An 18333-nucleotide genomic window follows, 5' to 3' on the forward strand; every position below is an offset into this window, starting at 1 on the left:
TACAGTGGGCGCAATGAGTTGCGGATTTGCATCCAGCACACGTCTCTGCAGGAGGAGAGCGCATGTCCGAGAGCAAGAGTGTCAGCACTGACCCCTCGCGCGCCGACTTTGGCGCGGCCGTGGACGACATGAGAGACTCGGTGGCAGCCTTCACCTATGACGGGGACCGCTCGACGCAGGATCACCTGTCGGGTGCCCCCGAGAGGCGCGGTCTCGTGCTTGGTGACCAGGACCCGCGCGACGCCGCCCTTGCCGAGAAGGTCCTCTCCGAGGACCTCGCCTGGACCGGTCGCATCTTCAACGTCGATCGCCTGCGCGTGGAGCTGCCCGACGGTCGCAGCGCCACGCGTGACGTGGTCCGTCATCCCGGTGCCGTTGCCATCGTGGCGCTCACGGACGAGGGCCGCATCTGCCTCGTGCGGCAGTACCGTACGGCGATTGGACGCGTGACCGTGGAGATTCCCGCGGGCAAGCTCGAGCCGGGGGAGGACCCGCTCGAGTGCGCGGGCCGCGAGCTCCTGGAGGAGACAGGCATGCGCGCCGAAAAAATCGCCTTTCTTACTACGATTGCCACCTCGGACGGGTTCTGTGACGAGCTCATCCACCTCTACATGGCTACGGGCCTCACATTCTCCCAGTCCAGCCCGGATGCCGATGAGTTCATCAACGTGGATCTGGTCAACGTGGGCGAGCTCATCGACGCCGTTTTGGACGGCCGCATCGAGGATGCCAAGACCGTGGTGGGCGCGCTTCTGTGCGACGCCATAGCGCGGCGCCTTGCTGACGAAAGTAGTAAGTAAGGCGCAGAAGACCCCTTTGTTTATTATGCAAATAAGATGTGATACATACCTCCCCCTATATTTCTCGAATGGGTGACTGGTAGGGAGCTGTCTAGAAGTCAGGAGATATTGACTCTTTAGCCCGCTGGTTGTATCAAGACGGGTGGCACTTTCCTGACCAGTGCCTTATTTAGCCCTTGCATATTTCCTTCTGAACCATCAGCTTCAAATTACAATTTTTACTCTCATATTTTTCCGTAATGAGAGAGCTGCCTATCGTTTCGACAAGGGGATAGGTGTTGTTTTTTATCTCAAATCACCCATAGACTTGGCCCAAACGAAGGATTATCACAGAGGGCCCTTCCGCCATTGCCGGTGCTTGGCAACTCGTACCTGGCAGCTCGTCGAATTTGGCCGGCGCCTGTGTGGTGCTGGCCGAAGACCCTCCAAGAAGAGGTCGAGATTATGGTTATGGAGAATAATGCCGCTCACACGACGGGAGTCGCTCAGCCTGTCAGACTCACCCCCACCGAGCGACAGATCCTTTCCTTTCTGGAGCTTCATAATGGAAGGTCTTGTACTAAGGCGCAAATCGCCGTCAGTTTGGGTCGCAATAAGAAGACCATAGATCGCCTCATGTCTCATCTGCGTGCGATTGGCTTGGTGAGCTCCGAGCCCGCTTGGGGAGAGGATGGCGGTCAGTTGGCCAACTCCTACCGTCTGATATGCCTTCGGAGTTCGGCCGCGCCCGTTGGCGTTCATGAGCCAGCCATTCGCTGAGTGTTTATATCTATCTGAATCGATAAGAGTAAAACATAATTATAGAAATCATTCAACGAATACTGCTGAGCGATGCCGGGTAACACGTGCCAGCTCCGAACGGTGTCCGTGCTTATGGGCGGACGACATGTCCCTTGCGCTAGACTGGTCTGCGGAAACCCCTCGCAGAAACAGAAAGTTGTGACATGGCCCGCCCCTCTTGTTCGCTCTTTGGCACCTTCCTCACCTACTATCGCGGCCAGCGCCATCTCTTTGTGGCCGATCTTGTCTGCGCCTTCGTGGTCGCGAGCGTCGACCTCGCCTTCCCCCAAATCCTGCGCGCCCTGACCGCGGGCCTCTTCGCCCGGGGATCCGATGCCATCCTGGGTGTCCTCCTCTATCTTGGCGTGGGCCTCGTGTGCATGTACGCCCTGCGCTTCGTGGGGCGCTACTTCGTGATCTTCTGGGGCCACGTCATGGGGGCTCGTATGGAGAGCCGCATGCGCGAGGACCTCTTTGATGCCTATCAGCGCATGAGCTTCTCGTACTTCGACCGGCACAAGTCCGGCGACCTCATGAGCAGGCTGATAAGCGATCTCTTTGACATATCCGAGGCTGCCCATCACGGCCCCGAGTATCTGCTCATTGGCGTCGTGGAGATTGTGGGATCCTTCGTGATCCTGGGCACCATCAACGCGCCGCTCACGGGTGTCCTCGTGCTTATCGCCTGCTTGCTCGTGGCCTACAACGTCTACGCCAACTGGCGCATGCGTTCCGTCTACACCGAGAACCGCGAGCGCATCTCGCAGGTGAACTCACGTCTCGAGGATTCCCTGGCGGGGATTCGCGTGGTGAAGAGCTTTGCCGCCGAGGACGTCGAGCGCACCAAGTTTCGTCGCAGCAACACTGCCTACCTGGACTCCAAGACTAGGATGTACCGCGCCATGGGCCGCTACCAGGCTGCCATTGCCGCCATGATGGGTGGTCTCAACACGGTAGTGCTCGTCATGGGTGGCTGGCTCATTGCCCAGGGGCAGATGGTCCCCGCTGATCTCGCCACCTACGCACTCTACATCTCGCTCTTTACGACGCCCATCACGAGCATCCTCGACTTTACCGAGACGCTCCAGAAGGCCATTGCCGGATTCAAGCGCTTCTGCGAGGTGCTTGCCACCCAGCCGGACATTCAAGACAAGCCGGGAGCTCCCGCGCTCTTGGTGAGCAGGGGCGCCATCAGCTACCACAACGTGCACTTCTCCTACAACTTCGCAGCCACCGCGGCCGCGCCCAGCGCAGGCGGCGAGGAGGTCATCCGCGGGCTTGACCTGGACATAGAGGCGGGAAAGACCGTTGCGCTCGTGGGTCCCTCGGGTGGCGGAAAGTCCACTACCTGCGCGCTCCTGCCTCGCTTCTATGACGTCACCTCCGGCTCTCTTACGATTGACGGACAAGACGTCCGCGACGTCACCCAGAGGAGCCTGCGCGAGGCCATCGGGCTCGTGCAGCAAGACGTCTACCTCTTCGACGGCACCATCGCGGAGAACATCGCCTACGGGTGCCCCGAGGCGACCCTCGAGGAGATTCACGCCGCCGCCCGCCGCGCGAACATCGCAGATTATGTGGAGAGCCTGCCTGACGGCTACGAGACCGAGGTGGGGGAGCGTGGCAGCCATCTCTCGGGCGGCCAGAAGCAGCGCGTGGCCATCGCACGCGTCTTTCTTAAGAACCCTCCCATCCTCATTTTCGACGAGGCGACCTCCGCCTTGGACAACGAGTCCGAACAGGCCGTTCAGGAGTCGCTCTCCGAGCTCTCGCGCGGTCGCACCACCATCGTCATTGCCCACCGCCTCTCCACCATCAAGGGAGCGCAGGAGATTGTTACGATGGAGCACGGAAGGGTCGTGGAGCGCGGTACCCACGAGGAGCTGCTCTCTCGAGGCGGTACGTATGCGCGCTACTACCGGATGCAGTTCGCCGATGGAAGCGAGGATGTCGCCTAAGCGTCTGAGCAGCCTCTTGCGTATACTGACTCCCGTATCGTGAGGAGCCTGACCGCGCGCGACAAGACGGCCTCAGGGCTTCGTGACGGGAAGAGAGCACATGGCTAAGAAACGCGAGGTCGCGCGTATCCAAAGGGGAGCTCTGTCCGCTGACGAGGCGGAGGAGCTCTTCTCGACAGTCGACCACACCGGCCACACCGACGAGGAGCGTGCGCGCCGGCAGCGCGTGAGCCGCAAGGAGCATGGCGTCTCGGTAGACATCGACCCGCTCTCCGAGGAGGACCCGTCCGGCTCCGAGGTGGGCAAGGTTATCGCCAGGACAGCGGTCGGCTTCGTCGTCGTGTTTCTGGTGCTTGTCATCGTGGGCCAGGTCGCCTTTGGCATCATCCGTCGCGCGAACACGGCCGACCTGGCCGAGAGCGCCACGGTGCGCACCGTGGCTTCGGCTCTTTCCGGCGGTGTCGAGTGGGGTAACGGCTTCACGCAGTTCCCCGAGGACTTCTCTGTCCAGGAGGCCGACGAGAACACCGGGCGTATCGAGGTTACCGTCACCGATACGAGTTCCGAGAACGCCCTCGAGTGCTTTGCGGGCTCTGGGGTCCAGTCCCAGGCCTTTGCCGTGAACGCCCTACTCAACCCCAAGATCGACACGGTCGTCTACCATGTGAACGTTCACATGGACACCGAGGGCAACCCCGAGCGCGCCGCCCTGTTTGGCTTCCTCAAGCCGACCGGTGACGTGACGTCCTACATCACGTACGTGTGGACCAAGACGCAGTCTTCGAACGCCATCCAGCTCTCGCTGCAGATCACGGGCCTCAATGATTCCATTCAGCAGGAGCTGCGCGACAAGATCACCACGAGCTTCACGCCCGTCCAGATTCTCTCGAGCAACTAGCTTCTCGCCCGGCAAGATATTTATCGGCCTGCCTTATACAAGCTCTACGAACGCGACCCCATACAGTCTCTTCTGATATCGTGCAAGGTGACTTCCTGATATTTGGTGGTACTTTAGGTGCCTAAGGAGGCGCAGCGCGGTCGCGCACGACGCAAGGAGGCTGTCTTGAGGTGCATGAAGTGTGGCGAGGAGCTGCCCGTGGGGGCACGGTTCTGCCCCTCGTGCGGAGCCGCCGTGGAAGAGGACGTCCCTGCGCCCAAGAAACTCGAGGAGCCACTCTCACCCCTCGAGGCGGCGGCGGTGCCCCTGGTGCCCATAGCTCCGCCTCCGCGTGCCACGCGCATCACGCCGCGCAACCCGCGCGCGTATGTTCCCCGCGCGAACCATCCCGCCTCCAAGGTGAGCTGGGGCTCTGGGTCGGATTCGCCTCGCACGGAGCCTCATGAGGACGAGGGACACGAGGAGGGATCCGCTACGTTAAAGGCGGATGAGACGGCTCCGTCGTTGTCCGCGGCGCGCTCGCCCCTTCCGCGTGGCAGCCACAGGCTCAAGCTGATTCACCCCTCGCATGGCGTCATCGTGGGCATCTGCTCCGTGGTGGGGGTGGTTCTTTTCGTGGTGCTCGTGCGGGCGTCCCTGAGCTGGTTCGGGCCGTTCTCCGGCGGCTCCAACAACGACAGCCCCTCAATCGTGGATGAGGATACAACGGCCGTGGACGAAGGGAATGAGAATGCCTCCGCGGGCGCATCCGAAGCCGCGACCGATGACGAGGGGCCCACGATTCGTGCTGCGGTAGCCGACTACACCTGGGACGAGCTCGCCCAGATCTCCACGCTCATAGAGGCGACCTCGACCGATGCCGCCGCCCTCGAGGTTGCTGAGCGCTATCACCTCTGCACGACCGCCGGCAAGCTCGACGGGACGCAGACCAAGGAGCTCGAGCTCGCGGACGGAACCTCCGTCACCATGCGCGTGGCGGGCTTTCTCCAGGACGAGAAGGCCGACGGCTCCGGTCGCGCGGGCATCAGCTTCATTGCCTCTACCAGCGTTGCGTCTGAGCCGATGAATGCCAATGCTCAGATGACGGGTGGCTGGTCGGGCTCGACGCTGCGGACCTGGCTCTCCGACACGCTCCTGACCGAGCTCCCCGACGAGGTCACGTCCCACGCGGTCGCCGTGAAAAAGCTTACCAGCCCGGTTCCCGGCTCGGGCTCGACGATGCAGGTCGCCACTGATGACCTGCTGTGGGTTCCCTCGTACTCCGAGGTCGTGGGTGCCCTGACCTCCGGCAACAAGCGCAACGGAATCTATGAGGCGGAGGGGGAGCAGTACCAGCTCTTCTCGGACGCCAACGTGAGCTGGAGCGAGTCGAACAAGCTCCTCGCGCTCGGAGACGACGCCTACTGGTGGCTGCGCAGCCCCGACCCGTCCAATGGCTCCTGGTTCATGTGCGTGACCCCGGACGGGCTGCCCACCTACGGTCACAAGCCTGCCACGAAAAACGCAGTGCTCATCGGATTTAGCTTCTAGACGGCGAGAGGCCGGGATCGGCCTGGCTCCTGCCGACCTCGGCCTCTCGCTCCCGTGCCTTTAGGCCAGAAGCGCGGTGACGTCTCCCAGGACGCTCTCGAAGCTCACGCCGCGCACCTCGTAGTCGGGCTGGTCGCGCGTGATCTGCATGGCGTGGCGCACGAGGGTGCCCGCGAACTCCACGGCATCGTAGAGGCTGCGGCCTGCGTAGACGGCTCCCGTAAGGCCGGAGGCAAAGAGGTCGCCCGTGCCGTGGAGCATGTAGGGGAGCAGCTCACCGACCACCTCGGCCACGGGGCTCGCGGCCACGCCCACATAGTTGCGAATGGTCCTCTCGCCGTCGCGGACTATTCCCTTGAGGACCACCGCCTTGGCGCCCTTTTCCAGAAGTGCGTCCATGATGTGCTTTACCTGGTCTTCGTTGACGTCTTGCCCGGTGTAGGGAATTCCGGTGAGGAGGGAGGCCTCGGTGAGGTTGGGCGTGAGCACGTCGGCGCCCGCGACGAGCCCGCGCATGGCGTCGCACATCTCGTCGGTGTAGGTGGGGTACTTCTTGCCGCCGTCGCCCATCACGGGGTCGACGATGCGCAGCGCGCCGGGATACTCGCGATAGAGCCGCTGGATGATGCCGACCTGCTCGGCCGACCCAAGAAAGCCCGAGTAGATGCCGTCGAGCTCGATGTCCTCCTTCTGCCAGGCGTCGAGGTAGGCATCCAGGATGGGCGTGGTGTCATGCATGTAGAACTCGGGGAAGCGCGTGTGCGCCGAGAAGAGCGAGGTGGGTACCGGGCAGACGTCGATTCCGGCTGCCGAGAGTACCGGGATCGCCACGCCGAGTGAGCATTTTCCGTAGCCGCACAAATCGTGCACGGCCGCGACGCGGGGCAGATACGCGCCCCTTCGCTCGTAGAGGTACAGGTCTTTTGGTTCGTTCACGCTCATGGGAGTCTCCTTGTCCGCGGACTGATGGACCAGCGTACGGTTGAACAGGATAGACCCTCTCTATGGCCGGGGCGTTACGCGGCGATGCCGCTTCCCGTGGACTTCCTGTGAACAAAGGCTCGCTCTGTTTTTTTTGAGGTCGTGACCCCCCGTGCCCTCTGTGCTGGCTACTCAATTTGAAGCGATGGTATGCGGGAAGAGACGGGAAGGCGACAGGTAAGAGATGGGGAAGCCTCCTCGTTTACCATGATGATGAGAAATCATAAAGAAGCATAGGCATGATGCCGTCCGTGCATGTCAAGAAGGTCGACGTGGACATGTCCCAGAACGTGGTGGACGCGCTTGACGAACAAGCCAAGCACATGGGCGGGACCCGTCGGTCGCTCATCAAGATATGGCTCTGGGAGCCTCTGCGCGAGGAGCAGGAGCGAGACGGTCGTCTGATTTCCCCGCGTGAAGACGGTGACCGCGCGTAGCCTGCGCTACGGCCCGGGAGCTGCGGCAACGTCCGCAGGCTGCAGACAGGTTGCGTATACTGGGAACACGCTGAAATTATGCGCGCCGAGAAGGGCGCCGGGGAGGAGCACCATGGCAGATCAGCCGCTCGTGGGAATCATCATCGGTTCGAAGTCCGACATGCCCACCATGGAGGCATGCACCAAGCAGCTCGACGAGCTGGGCGTCCCCTACGAGCTTGTGATTGCCAGCGCGCACCGCGCTCCGGACAAGGTCCACGAGTGGGCCGCCACCGCGGCCGAGCGCGGGCTTAAGGTCATCATCGCCGCGGCCGGCAAGGCCGCGCACCTTGGCGGCGTCGTTGCGGCCTACACGCCCCTGCCGATCGTGGGCGTCCCCATGAAGACCTCTGACCTCGGCGGCATGGACTCGCTGCTCTCCATGGTCCAGATGCCCTCGGGCGTCCCCGTGGCCTGCGTCGCCATCAACGGGGCCAAGAACGCGGCCATCTACGCGACGCAGATTCTTGGCGCCACCATGCCCGCGTATCACGAGAAGATCGTAGCCTTCAAGCGTCAGATGGCAGAGGCGTAGCTACCCATGGCCTCTCACTTCAAACATCCCGACAGCAACCAGTCCAACGAGAAGTCCCGCGCTGCTCAGAGCCAAGACGTGGGCTTTGTCCCCGTGGTCTCGAGCCCCTCGGGCGGACGCCGTGGACACGACCGCCTCCGTCGCGAGGAGAACTTCACGCAGACCGACCCCTATGACCTCTCCGGTCGTCGCAGCCGGGATCCCAAGAAGCGCGCTGGGCGCATCGTCTCCATCGTCCTGTTCGTGGTGGGCATCGGCCTTCTCCTCACGGCGGGGGGCCTGTGGGCCTACAACCAGTGGCAGTACCGCCAGCAGGACCAGATCAACCAGGAATTGGCCGCCTATGCCACCGTCTCGGACGACGGCACCACGGCTCCCCAGGTTGACTGGGCGGCGCTCAAGGCCGTGAACGGCGAGGTCGTGAGCTGGGTTCAGATTCCCGGAACCGCCGTCAACTTCCCGGTCTACCAGGCCTCCGACAATGAGAAGTACCTGCACACCAATGCCGAGGGAGACTACTCGGTGGGTGGCCAGGTCTTTCTTGACTACGAGAATACCGCTCCCGGTATGGTCGACGCGCAGACCATCGTCTACGGCCATCACCTGCGCAACGGGGCCATGTTCAAGGCCATCTCCGATATGGACAACCAGGAGATGTTTGATGGCGTCTCCACGGTCTGGTACGTGACCGAGGACGCCACCTACGAGCTCGAGCCGCTGCTGCTCTATCACACCAACGAGGACGATGCCAACGTGCGCCAGTTCGCCTTCTCCTCCGCAGACGACCTCCACGCCTACCTCACGGGGCTTCTCGGCACCTCCCTGACGAGTCGCTCCGACGCGGCGCAGGTCATCTCTACCACGACGCGCGTGCTCACGCTCTGCACCTGCAACTATGATAACGGGGACTCGGGCCGCACGCTGCTCGTCTGCGCGCTCAAGTCCGAGGCGGGAACCCCCGAGGCGACCGCATAGGCGAGAGGAACATACCCCTTGGCTGATTTTGTCGACCTGTCCGATCCGGCCGGCGTGGCACAGGACTCCGGCGCGCCCGAGCCCGACGATAAGCTGCACGACGAGTGCGGGGTCTTTGGCGTGTGGGCTCCGGGCAGGGACGTGGCCCGCATGACCTACTTCGCCCTGCGGGCCCTGCAGCACCGCGGCCAGGAGTCCGCGGGCATCGCCGTGGGTGACGGCAAGACCGTTCTTGTCCGCAAGGATCTCGGCCTGGTCACCCAGGTCTTCTCCGACGCGGACCTTGCGGCCATGCCCGGACACGTGGCCTGCGGGCACTGCCGCTACGGCACGGCGGGCGCCAAGGGCTGGGAGGCCGCTCAGCCGCACCTCTCCACGATCAACAACGTCATCATCGCGCTCGCACACAATGGCACCCTCGTCAACTTCGACGACCTACGCCGCGAGCTCATCGACATGGCCATTCCCTTTCGCTCCAACACCGACTCCGAGGTTGCCGCCAAGCTCATTGGCTACTTTACGCAGCGCGGCCACCGCCTGCGCACGGGCATCGCGCACACGATGCGCATGATCGAGGGCGGCTACGCTATGGTCCTCGTGCGCGAGAACGCCCTCTACGCGTTTCGCGACCCCCACGGCATCCGCCCCCTGGTTCTGGGCCGACTTGGGGACGGGGGCTGGGTCGTGGCGAGCGAGACCTGCGCGCTCGACATCTCCGGCGCCACCTTTGTGCGCGAGATCGAGCCCGGCGAGATTATCCGCATCTCGGACGACGGGCTGCGCTCCGAGCGCGGCTGCAGGCCCCTTACCCCGGCCAACTGCATCTTCGAGCACGTGTACTTCTCGCGGCCCGACTCCGTGAAGGACGGCAGCTCGTTCTACCTCATGCGCCACCGCATGGGCGCGCGGCTGGCCCAGGAGGCGCCCGTCGAGGCCGACCTGGTCATATCGGTGCCCGACTCGGGGACCCCGGCGGCCGAGGGCTTTGCCCAGGAGTCAGGGATTCCCTTTGGCACGGGTCTCATCAAGAACCGCTACGTGGCCCGCACGTTTATTCAGCCCACCCCGGAGCTGCGCCAGATGGGAGTGCGGCTCAAGCTCAATGCCCTGCCCGACGTCGTGCGTGGCAAGCGTCTAGTGATGGTGGATGACTCGGTCGTGCGTGGCACCACGAGCCTCCAGATCGTGCGCATGCTCAAGGAGGCCGGTGCCACCGAGGTCCATGTGCGCTCGGCTTCGCCGATGGTCACCTGGCCATGCTTCTATGGCATCGACACGGCCAACCAGGACCAACTCATCGCTGCCAACATGGACCTCGAGCAGATTCGCAGCCGCCTGGAGGCGGACTCGGTGGCGTTTCTCTCCACCGAGGGCCTCTTCGCGTGCGTCCCGCCCAATGGGTACTGCACGGCGTGCTTCACGGGGGCCTATCCCGTCCAGATCCCTCGTTCGTTCTACGAGGAGAAGTTCCTGCCCGGCTACGAGCCCAACAACCTCGCTCCCGCTTCGAAGACCTCGCAGATGACTCTCGTGCAGGCCGAGGAGCTACTAGGACAGGAGGGATAGGGTGACGGGCCCCCGCTCCACGGCACCATCCCTTGCGATCTAAATCACGGAGAAAGGCAGAACATGGCCAACCAGACCACGCACGTGAGCTACGCGGACGCCGGAGTCGACACCACCGAGGGGGCTCGTGCCGTCGACGCCATAAAGGCCGCCGTCGCCGCGACGAGCCGCCCCGAGGTCATCGGTGGTCTGGGCGGGTTTGGGTCGCTCTTCTCGATGAAGGCGTTCAAGGACATGGAGGACCCCGTCCTGGTCTCGGGCACTGACGGGGTGGGCACCAAGCTCGCCATCGCGCAGCTGCTCGACCGCCACGACACGGTGGGCGAGGACCTCGTGGCCATGTGCGTGGACGACGTGGTGCCCGTGGGCGCCGAGCCGCTGTTCTTCCTGGACTACGTGGCCGTGGGCAAGCTCAAGGCGCAGCAGGTGGCGCAGATCGTGGGCGGCATCGCCGAGGGCTGCCGCAAGAGCGGCTGCGCGCTCGTGGGCGGCGAGATGGCCGAGCATCCCGGGGTCATGGATCCCAGGGACTACGACCTCGCCGGCTTCGTGGTGGGCGTCGTGGACCGACCCAAGATGATCGGTCCCCACAAGGTCAAGGCCGGCGACGTCATTCTGGGCCTGCCCAGCTCGGGCATCCACTCTAACGGCTACTCGCTCGTGCGCAAGGTCGCCATCGAGGGAAAGAGCGTGGCAGAGCTGAACGAGCCCCTGGAGGAGCTGGGTGGAGAGTCGCTCGCCGACGCCGTGCTGCGGCCGACCACGATCTACGCGGGAGGCCTCGTCCGGGCCCTGGCAGCAGGAGCTCCCCTTCACGCGATGGCCCACATCACCGGCGGCGGCGTCACCGAGAACCTCAACCGTGCCCTTCCCGCAGACGTGGACGCCGCGGTCGCGCGCGGGGGCGATGTCGGCCCCGCCTGGGAGATGCCGCCCGTCATCCCCTACGTGGTTCGCGCTGCCGGTCTCACCCTCGACGAGGCGTACCGAACGTTCAACATGGGCGTGGGCATGAGCCTCATCTGCGACCCTGACGACGTGGACGAGGTGTGCGAGAAGCTCGTGGCCGAGGGCTTCTCGCCGTTCGAGATGGGCACGTGCACGCCCGGTTCCGGAAAGGTGGTCTATAACGATGAGCACTAAGCTGGGAGTCCTCATCTCCGGCAGCGGCACCAACCTGCAGGCGATCATCGACCGCATCGCGGACGGGTCACTCGATGCCTCGATCGAGCTTGTGGTGGCCTCGCGGCCCGACGCCGCCGGGCTCAAGCGCGCGGAGGCTGCGGGGCTCCAGACGCTCACGCTCTCCAAGGAGATCTACGGCAACGTGCTCATGGCCGACGAGGTCATCGCCGCCGAGCTCGTCCGTCACGACGTCGAGTACGTCATCATGGCGGGCTACATGCGCAAGGTGCACGATCCGCTCCTGGCCACGTTTCCCAATCGCGTGGTCAACCTGCACCCGGCGCTCCTGCCGAGCTTCCCCGGCGCGCACGCCATTCAGGAGGCCTACGACCGCGGTGTCAAGGTCACGGGCGTGACCGTTCACCTTGCGAACGCCGCCTACGACGCCGGTCCCATCATCGCCCAGCGCGCGCTGACGGTCGAGGAGGGCTGGACGCTCGAGGAGCTCGAGGGACACATCCACCAGATCGAGCACGAGCTCTATCCCGAGGCCATAGGCCTTCTCTGTGCCGGACGCGTTCACGTGCGTGAGGACGGTCGCGTGGGCGTGGGTCCCGCGTAGCGGGCGCGCTTCTCGCCCGAGCTTGCGCGCGGCAGGCGTAGGATACAAAAACAACGCATGTATGCAAGCGGAGGTGGTCACATGGTCCTGACGCCACGGCAAGCAAGATCGGAGACTCCTGCGACCGGTCCGGGGCACCCCGCGATTCAGCGTGCGGCCAGTGCGTCTCCCCAGGAGGTGCTCCGTCAGTGCTCCTCGCAGAAGGGCGGCCTCGCCGCCCAGGAGGCGGCCGCGCGTCTGCAGAAGAGCGGACCCAACGTGCTGCCTTCTCGCCGCGTTACCTGGCCGGTGGTGCTGTGGCGGCAGGTCAAGAACCCCCTGCTGATCCTTCTGGTCGCGGCGGCGGTGCTCTCGCTCGTGACGGGAGACCAGGCCAACGCATCTATCATCCTCGTCATCCTCCTGGCCAGCGTGGGCCTTGGCTTTGGCAACGAGTGGCGCGCCGAGTGTCAGGCCAGCGCGCTACACGATCGGGTCTCGCACACGGTCGTGGTCCTGCGCGGCGGCGCTCCGGTCGAGGTGAGCGTTGCCGACCTGGTGGTCGGCGACGTCGTGCGTGTGGGCCTAGGCGTCGTGGTCCCGGCGGACCTGCGCCTTCTGTCTTCCGTCGATCTGAGCTGCGACGAGTCGGTCATCACCGGCGAGTCAGACGCTCGCGAGAAGTCCGTGGATCCGGTGAGCGCCGGCACCGCCCTGGAAGAGCTCTCCTGCGCCCTCATGATGGGTACCGTCGTGCACTCCGGCTCCGGTGAGGCGGTGGTGGTCGCGACGGGCTCGGACTGCGTGTTCGGACACATCGCGGCCTCGCTGGCGACCGAGCTTCCCCAGACCGGCTTCCAGAAGGGCCTGTCCAAGTTCTCGATGTTTCTGCTCTACGTGGCCCTTGCGCTCACGGCGGCCATCTTCGTGGGCAACGCGATCTTGCAGCGTCCGCTTCTCGATGCGCTACTCTACGCCCTGGCCATAGCGGTTGGCATCACGCCGCAGCTCTTGCCCGCCGTGGTCAACACGTCCCAGGCGGCAGGCGCCGCGCAGCTGGCCAAGAAGGACGTGCTGGTCAAGCGCCTGGCGTGCGTCGAGGACCTGGGCAACGTCGACATCCTGGTCACGGACAAGACGGGCACCCTCACGCAGGGACACATCGACTACTGCCGGTCTGCCCCCGCGCGCGGACACGACCAAGAGAGCTTGGAGCTCCTGGGACTCTTGTGCTGCGAGACGGACTTCACACAGCCCGGGGCCACACCCGTCGGGCAAAACGAGATAGACCGCGCGCTCAGCGAGCACGTGGCACCTAGCGTTGACCTGGGCGGATGGCGGCGGCTGGACCTGCGCCCCTTCGACCACGTCTCGCGGACCAGCGCGGTCCTGAACGCGGACGGTGACGGCAGGCGCGTGCAGGTTATGAAGGGCGCCCCCGAGTCGGTCATCTCGCACTGCAAAGAGGTCGCCCAGGAGGACCGTGACCAGTGCCACGCCCTGTTCGCCGAGGGCCTGCGTACCATCGCCGTGGCTGTGCGCGACGCGGGCAACGCAGACGAGCTGCCCGACTCCCCTCCGAGCGACTTTACCCTGGTGGGCTACCTCTCCTTCCTCGATCAGCCCAAGCCCGACGTCGAGGCGTCCCTGAGGCGCCTCGCGGAGCTCGGGGTCGCCGTGAAGGTCGCGACGGGGGATAGCCTCGTGGTCGCCCAGAAGGTCTGTCACGACCTTGGCCTGGAGGTTGGCACCCCCTTGACCGGCGAGGACATCGACGCGCTAAGCGACGACGAGCTCTATGACGCCGTGCACCATACGGCCCTTCTGGCGCGCGTCTCTCCCGAGCACAAGGCGCGGATCGTCCAGACGCTGCGCCGTCACCACAACGTGGCGTTTCTCGGCGATGGCGTCAACGACGCTCCCGCCCTGCACCAGGCAGACGTGGGCATCTCGGTGGATACCGCCACGGACGTGGCCAAGGACGCGGCCGACGTCGTCTTGCTGAAGAAGGATCTGAGCGTCATCGTGGACGGCATCACAGGAGGTCGCCGGACCTTTGCGAACACCATCAAGTACGTGATGATGAGCACCTCCTCCAACTTTGGCAACATGTTCTCGGCGGCCATCGCCTCGGTGGTGCTGCCGTTTCTGCCGATGCTCTCCGGACAGCTGCTTCTGAACAACCTGCTGTACGATATCTCGCAGCTCGCTATCCCCACTGACCGGGTGGACGAGGAGAGCCTGCGCAAGCCGGCGCACTGGGACCTGAAGGGGATTCGCAGGTTCATGATCATGTTCGGACCGGTCTCCTCGATCTTTGACTTTCTCACGTTTGCCCTCATGTTGTTTGTCTTCCATGCGGGAACGACCGAGTTTCGTGCGGGTTGGTTCGTGGAGTCCCTGGCCACCCAGACCCTGATCGTGCTGGCCATTCGCACGCGATGCATTCCCTTCTGGCGCAGCCGCCCCTCGCGTACGATGGTCGTCTCCGTCTCCTGCGTGGTCTGCGTGGGAGCTCTTATCCCGTACCTGCCCTTTGCCGCCGAGCTCGGCTTTGCCCCGTTGCCGCTGCCGTTCTTTGCCGCTCTGGTGGGCATCGTCGGTGTCTACCTGGTGCTGATTGAGATCGTAAAGTGGTTCTACTACCGGAATGCCGATCAGGCGGAAGGGCCCGTCGAGCATCATGACACCAGCGCGCTGCCGCATTCCCGGGTGCCGAGCGACGTGCGCCATCAGAGGATCGTCGCGGGCACGGCCGTCCGGTTTTGGCCCAAGTCCCAGAAGGGACGTGGGGTGCGCTCCCGCTGACCGCGCGCCCCTCATGAACCAGATGGGCTGCTGCCTTGGTCCCATTCGGGCCCTTTCTCGCACTTCTCAGTATTTAGGTATATAAGAGAAATATATTTAGGTACACCTAATACCTGAGGAGCGAAGGGCATGGGCAAGGCAGTGGGCATGACGCCCAACCGAGAGGACTACCTCAAGGCCCTCTACAAGCTCGGTGGCCTGGAAGGGCTGGTAAGCAACAAGCAGATTGCCGAGGAGCTGCAGGTCTCGCCCGCCTCCGTCACGGAGATACTGGGCAAGATGGAGCGCGAGGGGCTCATTCACTACGAGCCCTACAAGGGCTCCCGTCTCGCCGAGAAGGGAGTTCCGCTGGCTGTCTCCCTGGTGCGCGGGCATCGCCTCTGGGAGGTGTTCCTGATGCGCTGCCTCGGATACTCGTGGAGCGAGGCCCACGAGGACGCGGAGCTTCTCGAGCACGCCACCTCTCCGCGACTGGAGGACCGCCTGGACCAGTTTCTTAACTATCCCGCTTACTGCCCCCATGGCAGCGCGATTCCCCGTGCCGACGGTCAGGTCGAGGATGCTCCCACGCAGCCCCTGAGCCAGCTTGGCGTGGGAGCGTTCTCCCATATCCGCCGCGTGACCGAGGAGCGGGAGCTCATGGACTACCTCCAGGAGAACGGAGTCCAGATAGGGAGCCCGGTCCTCGTCATAGACGCTGCGGCCTACGAGGGTCCGCTCACCCTCGACCTCGACGGTCGCCGCGTTCAGATCAGCTACAAGGCCGCCGGCAAGATCTACGTGGACCAGGTGTCCGGCGGCGCGGATTCGACTCTATGAAAGGAGGCGTCATGCACGGCACGCAGATTTCGCTCGACCAGCTGCCCATGGGCCAAAGCGGCAGGGTCGCGTCCCTCAAGACGGGCGGATCCGTCAAAAGGCGCATGCTTGACCTCGGAATTGTCGAGGGAACCCCGATAGAGGCACTCTACCGAAGTCCCTCGGGCAACCCCGTCGCCTAACTCATTCGCGGAGCGGTTATTGCCCTGCGCTCCGATGACTCGGAGAAGATCTTGGTGGTTCCGGAAGGCGACTGGGCGTAGCGAGCGTTTTTATTTTTTGGTTTAGTTTTTAGGAGGTTCCCCACATGGGGCTCACGAGCGCATCAACAGGAGCACAGGTCCTCCACCCCTCTGGCCTGCATATCGAGAAAGAAACCGAGAAAGACCGCGTCATCGCCCTTGCCGGCAACCCCAACGTGGGAAAGAGCACGGTCTTCAACGCCTTGACCGGCATGAACCAGCACACGGGCAACTGGCCGGGCAAGACCGTCGTCAACGCGCAGGGGCGGTGCCGCCACAAGGACACCAACTTCATCCTCGTGGACATCCCGGGCACCTACTCGCTCATGGCGAACTCGGAGGAGGAAGAGGTCGCGCGCGACTTCATCTGCTTCGGCGGGGCCGACGCCGTGGTGGTCGTGGCCGATGCCACCTGCCTGGAGAGAAACCTCAACCTCGTCCTGCAGACCATGGAGATCACCGACCGCGTGGCGCTCTGCGTCAACCTGATGGACGAGGCTGCCAAGAAGGACATCCTCATCAACCTCGACCTGCTCTCTTCTCGGCTGGGAATTCCGGTCGTGGGGACCGCCGCCCGCTCCGGCGAGGGACTGGACGCCGTGATGGACGCGGTCAAGGGGCTCGCGGACAAGACGGGGCCCGCCCATTCCCTTGTTATAGCGTACGGCGACCAGATTGAGGATGCCATTCACCAGGTGGAGCCCGCGGTGGTAGCCGCTCTGCCCGCAGGTGCCAACACCCGTTGGATCGCCCTCAAGCTGATCGACGGTGACAAGAGCCTCATGGACTCCCTCGATGCCTACTTCGGCTTTGACCTTATGCAGAACGAGGGCGTTTCTCGTGCTGTTAAAGAGGCAAGGCGGACACTGGGGGAGTCCGGCATAGCCGAGGATCAGCTCAGAAGCAAAATAGTGACGAAGATCGTCAACACCGGTGAGGGAATCTGTAAGGGTGCAGTCATATTCAAGACCAAGGAGTATGCCGAGCGCGACCGCAAGATCGACAAGATCCTGACCTCAAAGGCCACGGGCATCCCGATCATGATCTTGCTGCTGTTCGGAATCTTCTGGTTCACCATCACGGGGGCCAACGTTCCGTCAGATCTTCTCGCTGACTCTCTGTTCTCCCTGGAAGCGCCCCTCTCGCAGCTCTTCGTAAACATCGGAGCACCGGAATGGCTGCGTGGCATGCTTGTTGACGGCCTCTACAAGACGGCCGCATGGGTCATCTCCGTCATGCTGCCGCCCATGGCGATCTTCTTCCCGCTCTTCACGCTGATGGAGGACCTGGGCTACCTGCCGCGTGTCGCGTTCAACCTGGACAACTTCTTCCGTAAGGCCCAGGCGCATGGGAAGCAGGCCCTCACCATGTGCATGGGGTTTGGATGCAACGCCTGCGGCGTAATCGGCTGCCGCATCATCGACTCGCCGCGCGAGCGCCTGATCGCGATTCTCACCAACAACTTCGTTCCCTGCAACGGGCGCTTCCCCACGCTGATAGCCATCATCACGATGTTCTTTGCCGGGGCCGTGGGCGGGGCGTTTCAGTCGGTCGTCTCCACGCTCATGCTCACCGGGACGATCGTCCTGGGTGTGTTCATGACGCTCATGGTCTCCAAGCTGCTCTCCAAGACGATTCTGAAGGGGATGCCCTCCTCGTTTCAGCTGGAGCTCCCGCCCTACCGACGCCCCCAGATTGGCAAAGTCATCGTACGCTCCATCTTTGACCGCACCCTCTTCGTGCTGGGGAGGGCCGTATCCGTGGCCGCGCCGGCGGGCATCGTCATCTGGCTTCTGGCCAACATCCACGTGGGGAGCCTAAGCCTTCTGGCCTACTGTGCGGGGTTCCTGGATCCCTTCGGGCGCTTCATCGGCATGGACGGCTACATCCTTATGGCGTTCATCCTGGGCTTTCCCGCCAACGAGATCGTGGTCCCCATCCTCATCATGAGCTACATGGCGGCGGGCACCCTCGTTGACTTTGATAGCTTCGCCCAGCTGCACACCCTTCTGGTGGCCAACGGCTGGACATGGCTGACGGCCGTGTGCACCATGCTGTTCTGCCTGCTGCACTGGCCCTGCGGCACGACGGTCCTTACGGTTAAGAAGGAGACGCAGAGCGTCAAGTGGGCGGCAATCTCGTTTGCCCTGCCCACGCTGACGGGCATTGTCATCTGCGCAATCGTGGCGAACGGCGTACGGTTTTTGGGACTGGCATAGAGGCGGCGCTCCCGTGCTCG

The 18333-nt window shown here is 63.7% G+C and carries 16 protein-coding genes; 15 read left to right on the forward strand and 1 reads right to left on the reverse strand.

Annotation, left to right across the window (positions count from 1 at the left end; all coding sequences use genetic code 11):
• Positions 1-62: 62 nt before the first annotated feature.
• The 5 genes from INP52_RS00140 to INP52_RS00160 all read left to right on the forward strand — a co-directional run bounded on the left by INP52_RS00140 (position 63) and on the right by INP52_RS00160 (position 5966).
• Positions 63-800, forward strand: coding sequence for an NUDIX domain-containing protein (locus tag INP52_RS00140; protein WP_194371350.1), 738 nt, complete (start codon positions 63-65; stop codon positions 798-800).
• Between the two features lie 450 nt (positions 801-1250).
• Positions 1251-1559: a hypothetical protein gene (locus INP52_RS10095; RefSeq protein ID WP_408647704.1), complete on the forward strand. Its 309-nt coding sequence runs from the start codon at positions 1251-1253 to the stop codon at positions 1557-1559.
• Between the two features lie 185 nt (positions 1560-1744).
• Positions 1745-3538, forward strand: coding sequence for an ABC transporter ATP-binding protein (locus INP52_RS00150; RefSeq protein ID WP_194371355.1), 1794 nt, complete (start codon positions 1745-1747; stop codon positions 3536-3538).
• Positions 3539-3638: 100 nt separating this feature from the next.
• Entirely contained in the window at positions 3639-4436 is a 798-nt protein-coding gene (locus INP52_RS00155; protein WP_194371357.1) for a hypothetical protein, read from the forward strand.
• Between the two features lie 174 nt (positions 4437-4610).
• A complete protein-coding gene (locus tag INP52_RS00160) occupies positions 4611-5966 on the forward strand; it encodes a DUF6273 domain-containing protein (RefSeq protein WP_228478440.1) in 1356 nt (451 codons plus the stop codon).
• 60 nt (positions 5967-6026) lie between these two features.
• On the opposite strand, the gene INP52_RS00165 is transcribed toward INP52_RS00160, so the two are convergent.
• A complete protein-coding gene (locus INP52_RS00165) occupies positions 6027-6908 on the reverse strand; it encodes a pyridoxamine kinase (protein WP_194371360.1) in 882 nt (293 codons plus the stop codon).
• Positions 6909-7186: 278 nt separating this feature from the next.
• On the opposite strand from INP52_RS00165, the gene INP52_RS00170 reads away from it, so the two are divergent.
• From INP52_RS00170 to feoB, 10 genes are all read left to right on the forward strand, one after another.
• The gene (locus INP52_RS00170; RefSeq protein WP_194371361.1) at positions 7187-7384 is read left to right on the forward strand and encodes a hypothetical protein; all 198 of its coding nucleotides are present in this window, start codon (positions 7187-7189) and stop codon (positions 7382-7384) included.
• A gap of 112 nt (positions 7385-7496) precedes the next feature.
• The gene (gene purE, locus INP52_RS00175) at positions 7497-7958 is read left to right on the forward strand and encodes a 5-(carboxyamino)imidazole ribonucleotide mutase (protein WP_194371362.1); all 462 of its coding nucleotides are present in this window, start codon (positions 7497-7499) and stop codon (positions 7956-7958) included.
• Between the two features lie 6 nt (positions 7959-7964).
• A complete protein-coding gene (locus INP52_RS00180; protein WP_194371363.1) occupies positions 7965-8933 on the forward strand; it encodes a class B sortase in 969 nt (322 codons plus the stop codon).
• A gap of 36 nt (positions 8934-8969) precedes the next feature.
• Positions 8970-10499, forward strand: coding sequence for an amidophosphoribosyltransferase (gene purF / locus INP52_RS00185; RefSeq protein ID WP_408647706.1), 1530 nt, complete (start codon positions 8970-8972; stop codon positions 10497-10499).
• 63 nt (positions 10500-10562) lie between these two features.
• Positions 10563-11642, forward strand: a complete 1080-nt coding sequence (gene purM, locus INP52_RS00190) for a phosphoribosylformylglycinamidine cyclo-ligase (RefSeq protein ID WP_194371364.1) — start codon at positions 10563-10565, stop codon at positions 11640-11642.
• Positions 11632-12246, forward strand: coding sequence for a phosphoribosylglycinamide formyltransferase (gene purN, locus INP52_RS00195; protein WP_194371366.1), 615 nt, complete (start codon positions 11632-11634; stop codon positions 12244-12246). The genes purM and purN overlap by 11 nt, the downstream gene beginning before the upstream one ends.
• Before the next feature lie 177 nt (positions 12247-12423).
• The gene (gene mgtA / locus INP52_RS00200; RefSeq protein WP_194371368.1) at positions 12424-15033 is read left to right on the forward strand and encodes a magnesium-translocating P-type ATPase; all 2610 of its coding nucleotides are present in this window, start codon (positions 12424-12426) and stop codon (positions 15031-15033) included.
• A 129-nt stretch (positions 15034-15162) separates the two neighbouring features.
• Entirely contained in the window at positions 15163-15852 is a 690-nt protein-coding gene (locus INP52_RS00205) for a metal-dependent transcriptional regulator (protein ID WP_228478350.1), read from the forward strand.
• Between the two features lie 11 nt (positions 15853-15863).
• Positions 15864-16034 carry a FeoA family protein gene (locus INP52_RS00210; RefSeq protein ID WP_194371371.1) on the forward strand — a complete coding sequence of 57 codons (171 nt, stop codon included), beginning with the start codon at positions 15864-15866 and terminating at the stop codon, positions 16032-16034.
• Between the two features lie 125 nt (positions 16035-16159).
• Complete coding sequence (gene feoB, locus INP52_RS00215; protein WP_194371373.1) at positions 16160-18313, forward strand: ferrous iron transport protein B; 2154 nt, start codon at positions 16160-16162, stop codon at positions 18311-18313.
• Positions 18314-18333 lie beyond the last annotated feature (20 nt).

This window comes from Thermophilibacter immobilis, assembly GCF_015277515.1.
Classification (GTDB): Bacteria; Actinomycetota; Coriobacteriia; order Coriobacteriales; family Atopobiaceae; genus Thermophilibacter; species Thermophilibacter immobilis.

What these genes read in the sequence shown, in the direction of transcription:
- INP52_RS00180 (WP_194371363.1), top strand. Translation starts at nt 7,965, where the DNA reads ATGGCCTCTCACTTCAAACATCCCGACAGCAACCAGTCCAACGAGAAG.
- INP52_RS00165 (WP_194371360.1), bottom strand. Translation starts at nt 6,908, where the DNA reads ATGAGCGTGAACGAACCAAAAGACCTGTACCTCTACGAGCGAAGGGGC.
- feoB (WP_194371373.1), top strand. Translation starts at nt 16,160, where the DNA reads ATGGGGCTCACGAGCGCATCAACAGGAGCACAGGTCCTCCACCCCTCT.
- INP52_RS00170 (WP_194371361.1), top strand. Translation starts at nt 7,187, where the DNA reads ATGATGCCGTCCGTGCATGTCAAGAAGGTCGACGTGGACATGTCCCAG.
- INP52_RS00160 (WP_228478440.1), top strand. Translation starts at nt 4,611, where the DNA reads ATGAAGTGTGGCGAGGAGCTGCCCGTGGGGGCACGGTTCTGCCCCTCG.
- INP52_RS00140 (WP_194371350.1), top strand. Translation starts at nt 63, where the DNA reads ATGTCCGAGAGCAAGAGTGTCAGCACTGACCCCTCGCGCGCCGACTTT.
- INP52_RS00210 (WP_194371371.1), top strand. Translation starts at nt 15,864, where the DNA reads ATGCACGGCACGCAGATTTCGCTCGACCAGCTGCCCATGGGCCAAAGC.
- purE (WP_194371362.1), top strand. Translation starts at nt 7,497, where the DNA reads ATGGCAGATCAGCCGCTCGTGGGAATCATCATCGGTTCGAAGTCCGAC.
- purM (WP_194371364.1), top strand. Translation starts at nt 10,563, where the DNA reads ATGGCCAACCAGACCACGCACGTGAGCTACGCGGACGCCGGAGTCGAC.
- INP52_RS10095 (WP_408647704.1), top strand. Translation starts at nt 1,251, where the DNA reads ATGGAGAATAATGCCGCTCACACGACGGGAGTCGCTCAGCCTGTCAGA.
- purN (WP_194371366.1), top strand. Translation starts at nt 11,632, where the DNA reads ATGAGCACTAAGCTGGGAGTCCTCATCTCCGGCAGCGGCACCAACCTG.
- INP52_RS00150 (WP_194371355.1), top strand. Translation starts at nt 1,745, where the DNA reads ATGGCCCGCCCCTCTTGTTCGCTCTTTGGCACCTTCCTCACCTACTAT.
- INP52_RS00155 (WP_194371357.1), top strand. Translation starts at nt 3,639, where the DNA reads ATGGCTAAGAAACGCGAGGTCGCGCGTATCCAAAGGGGAGCTCTGTCC.
- INP52_RS00205 (WP_228478350.1), top strand. Translation starts at nt 15,163, where the DNA reads ATGGGCAAGGCAGTGGGCATGACGCCCAACCGAGAGGACTACCTCAAG.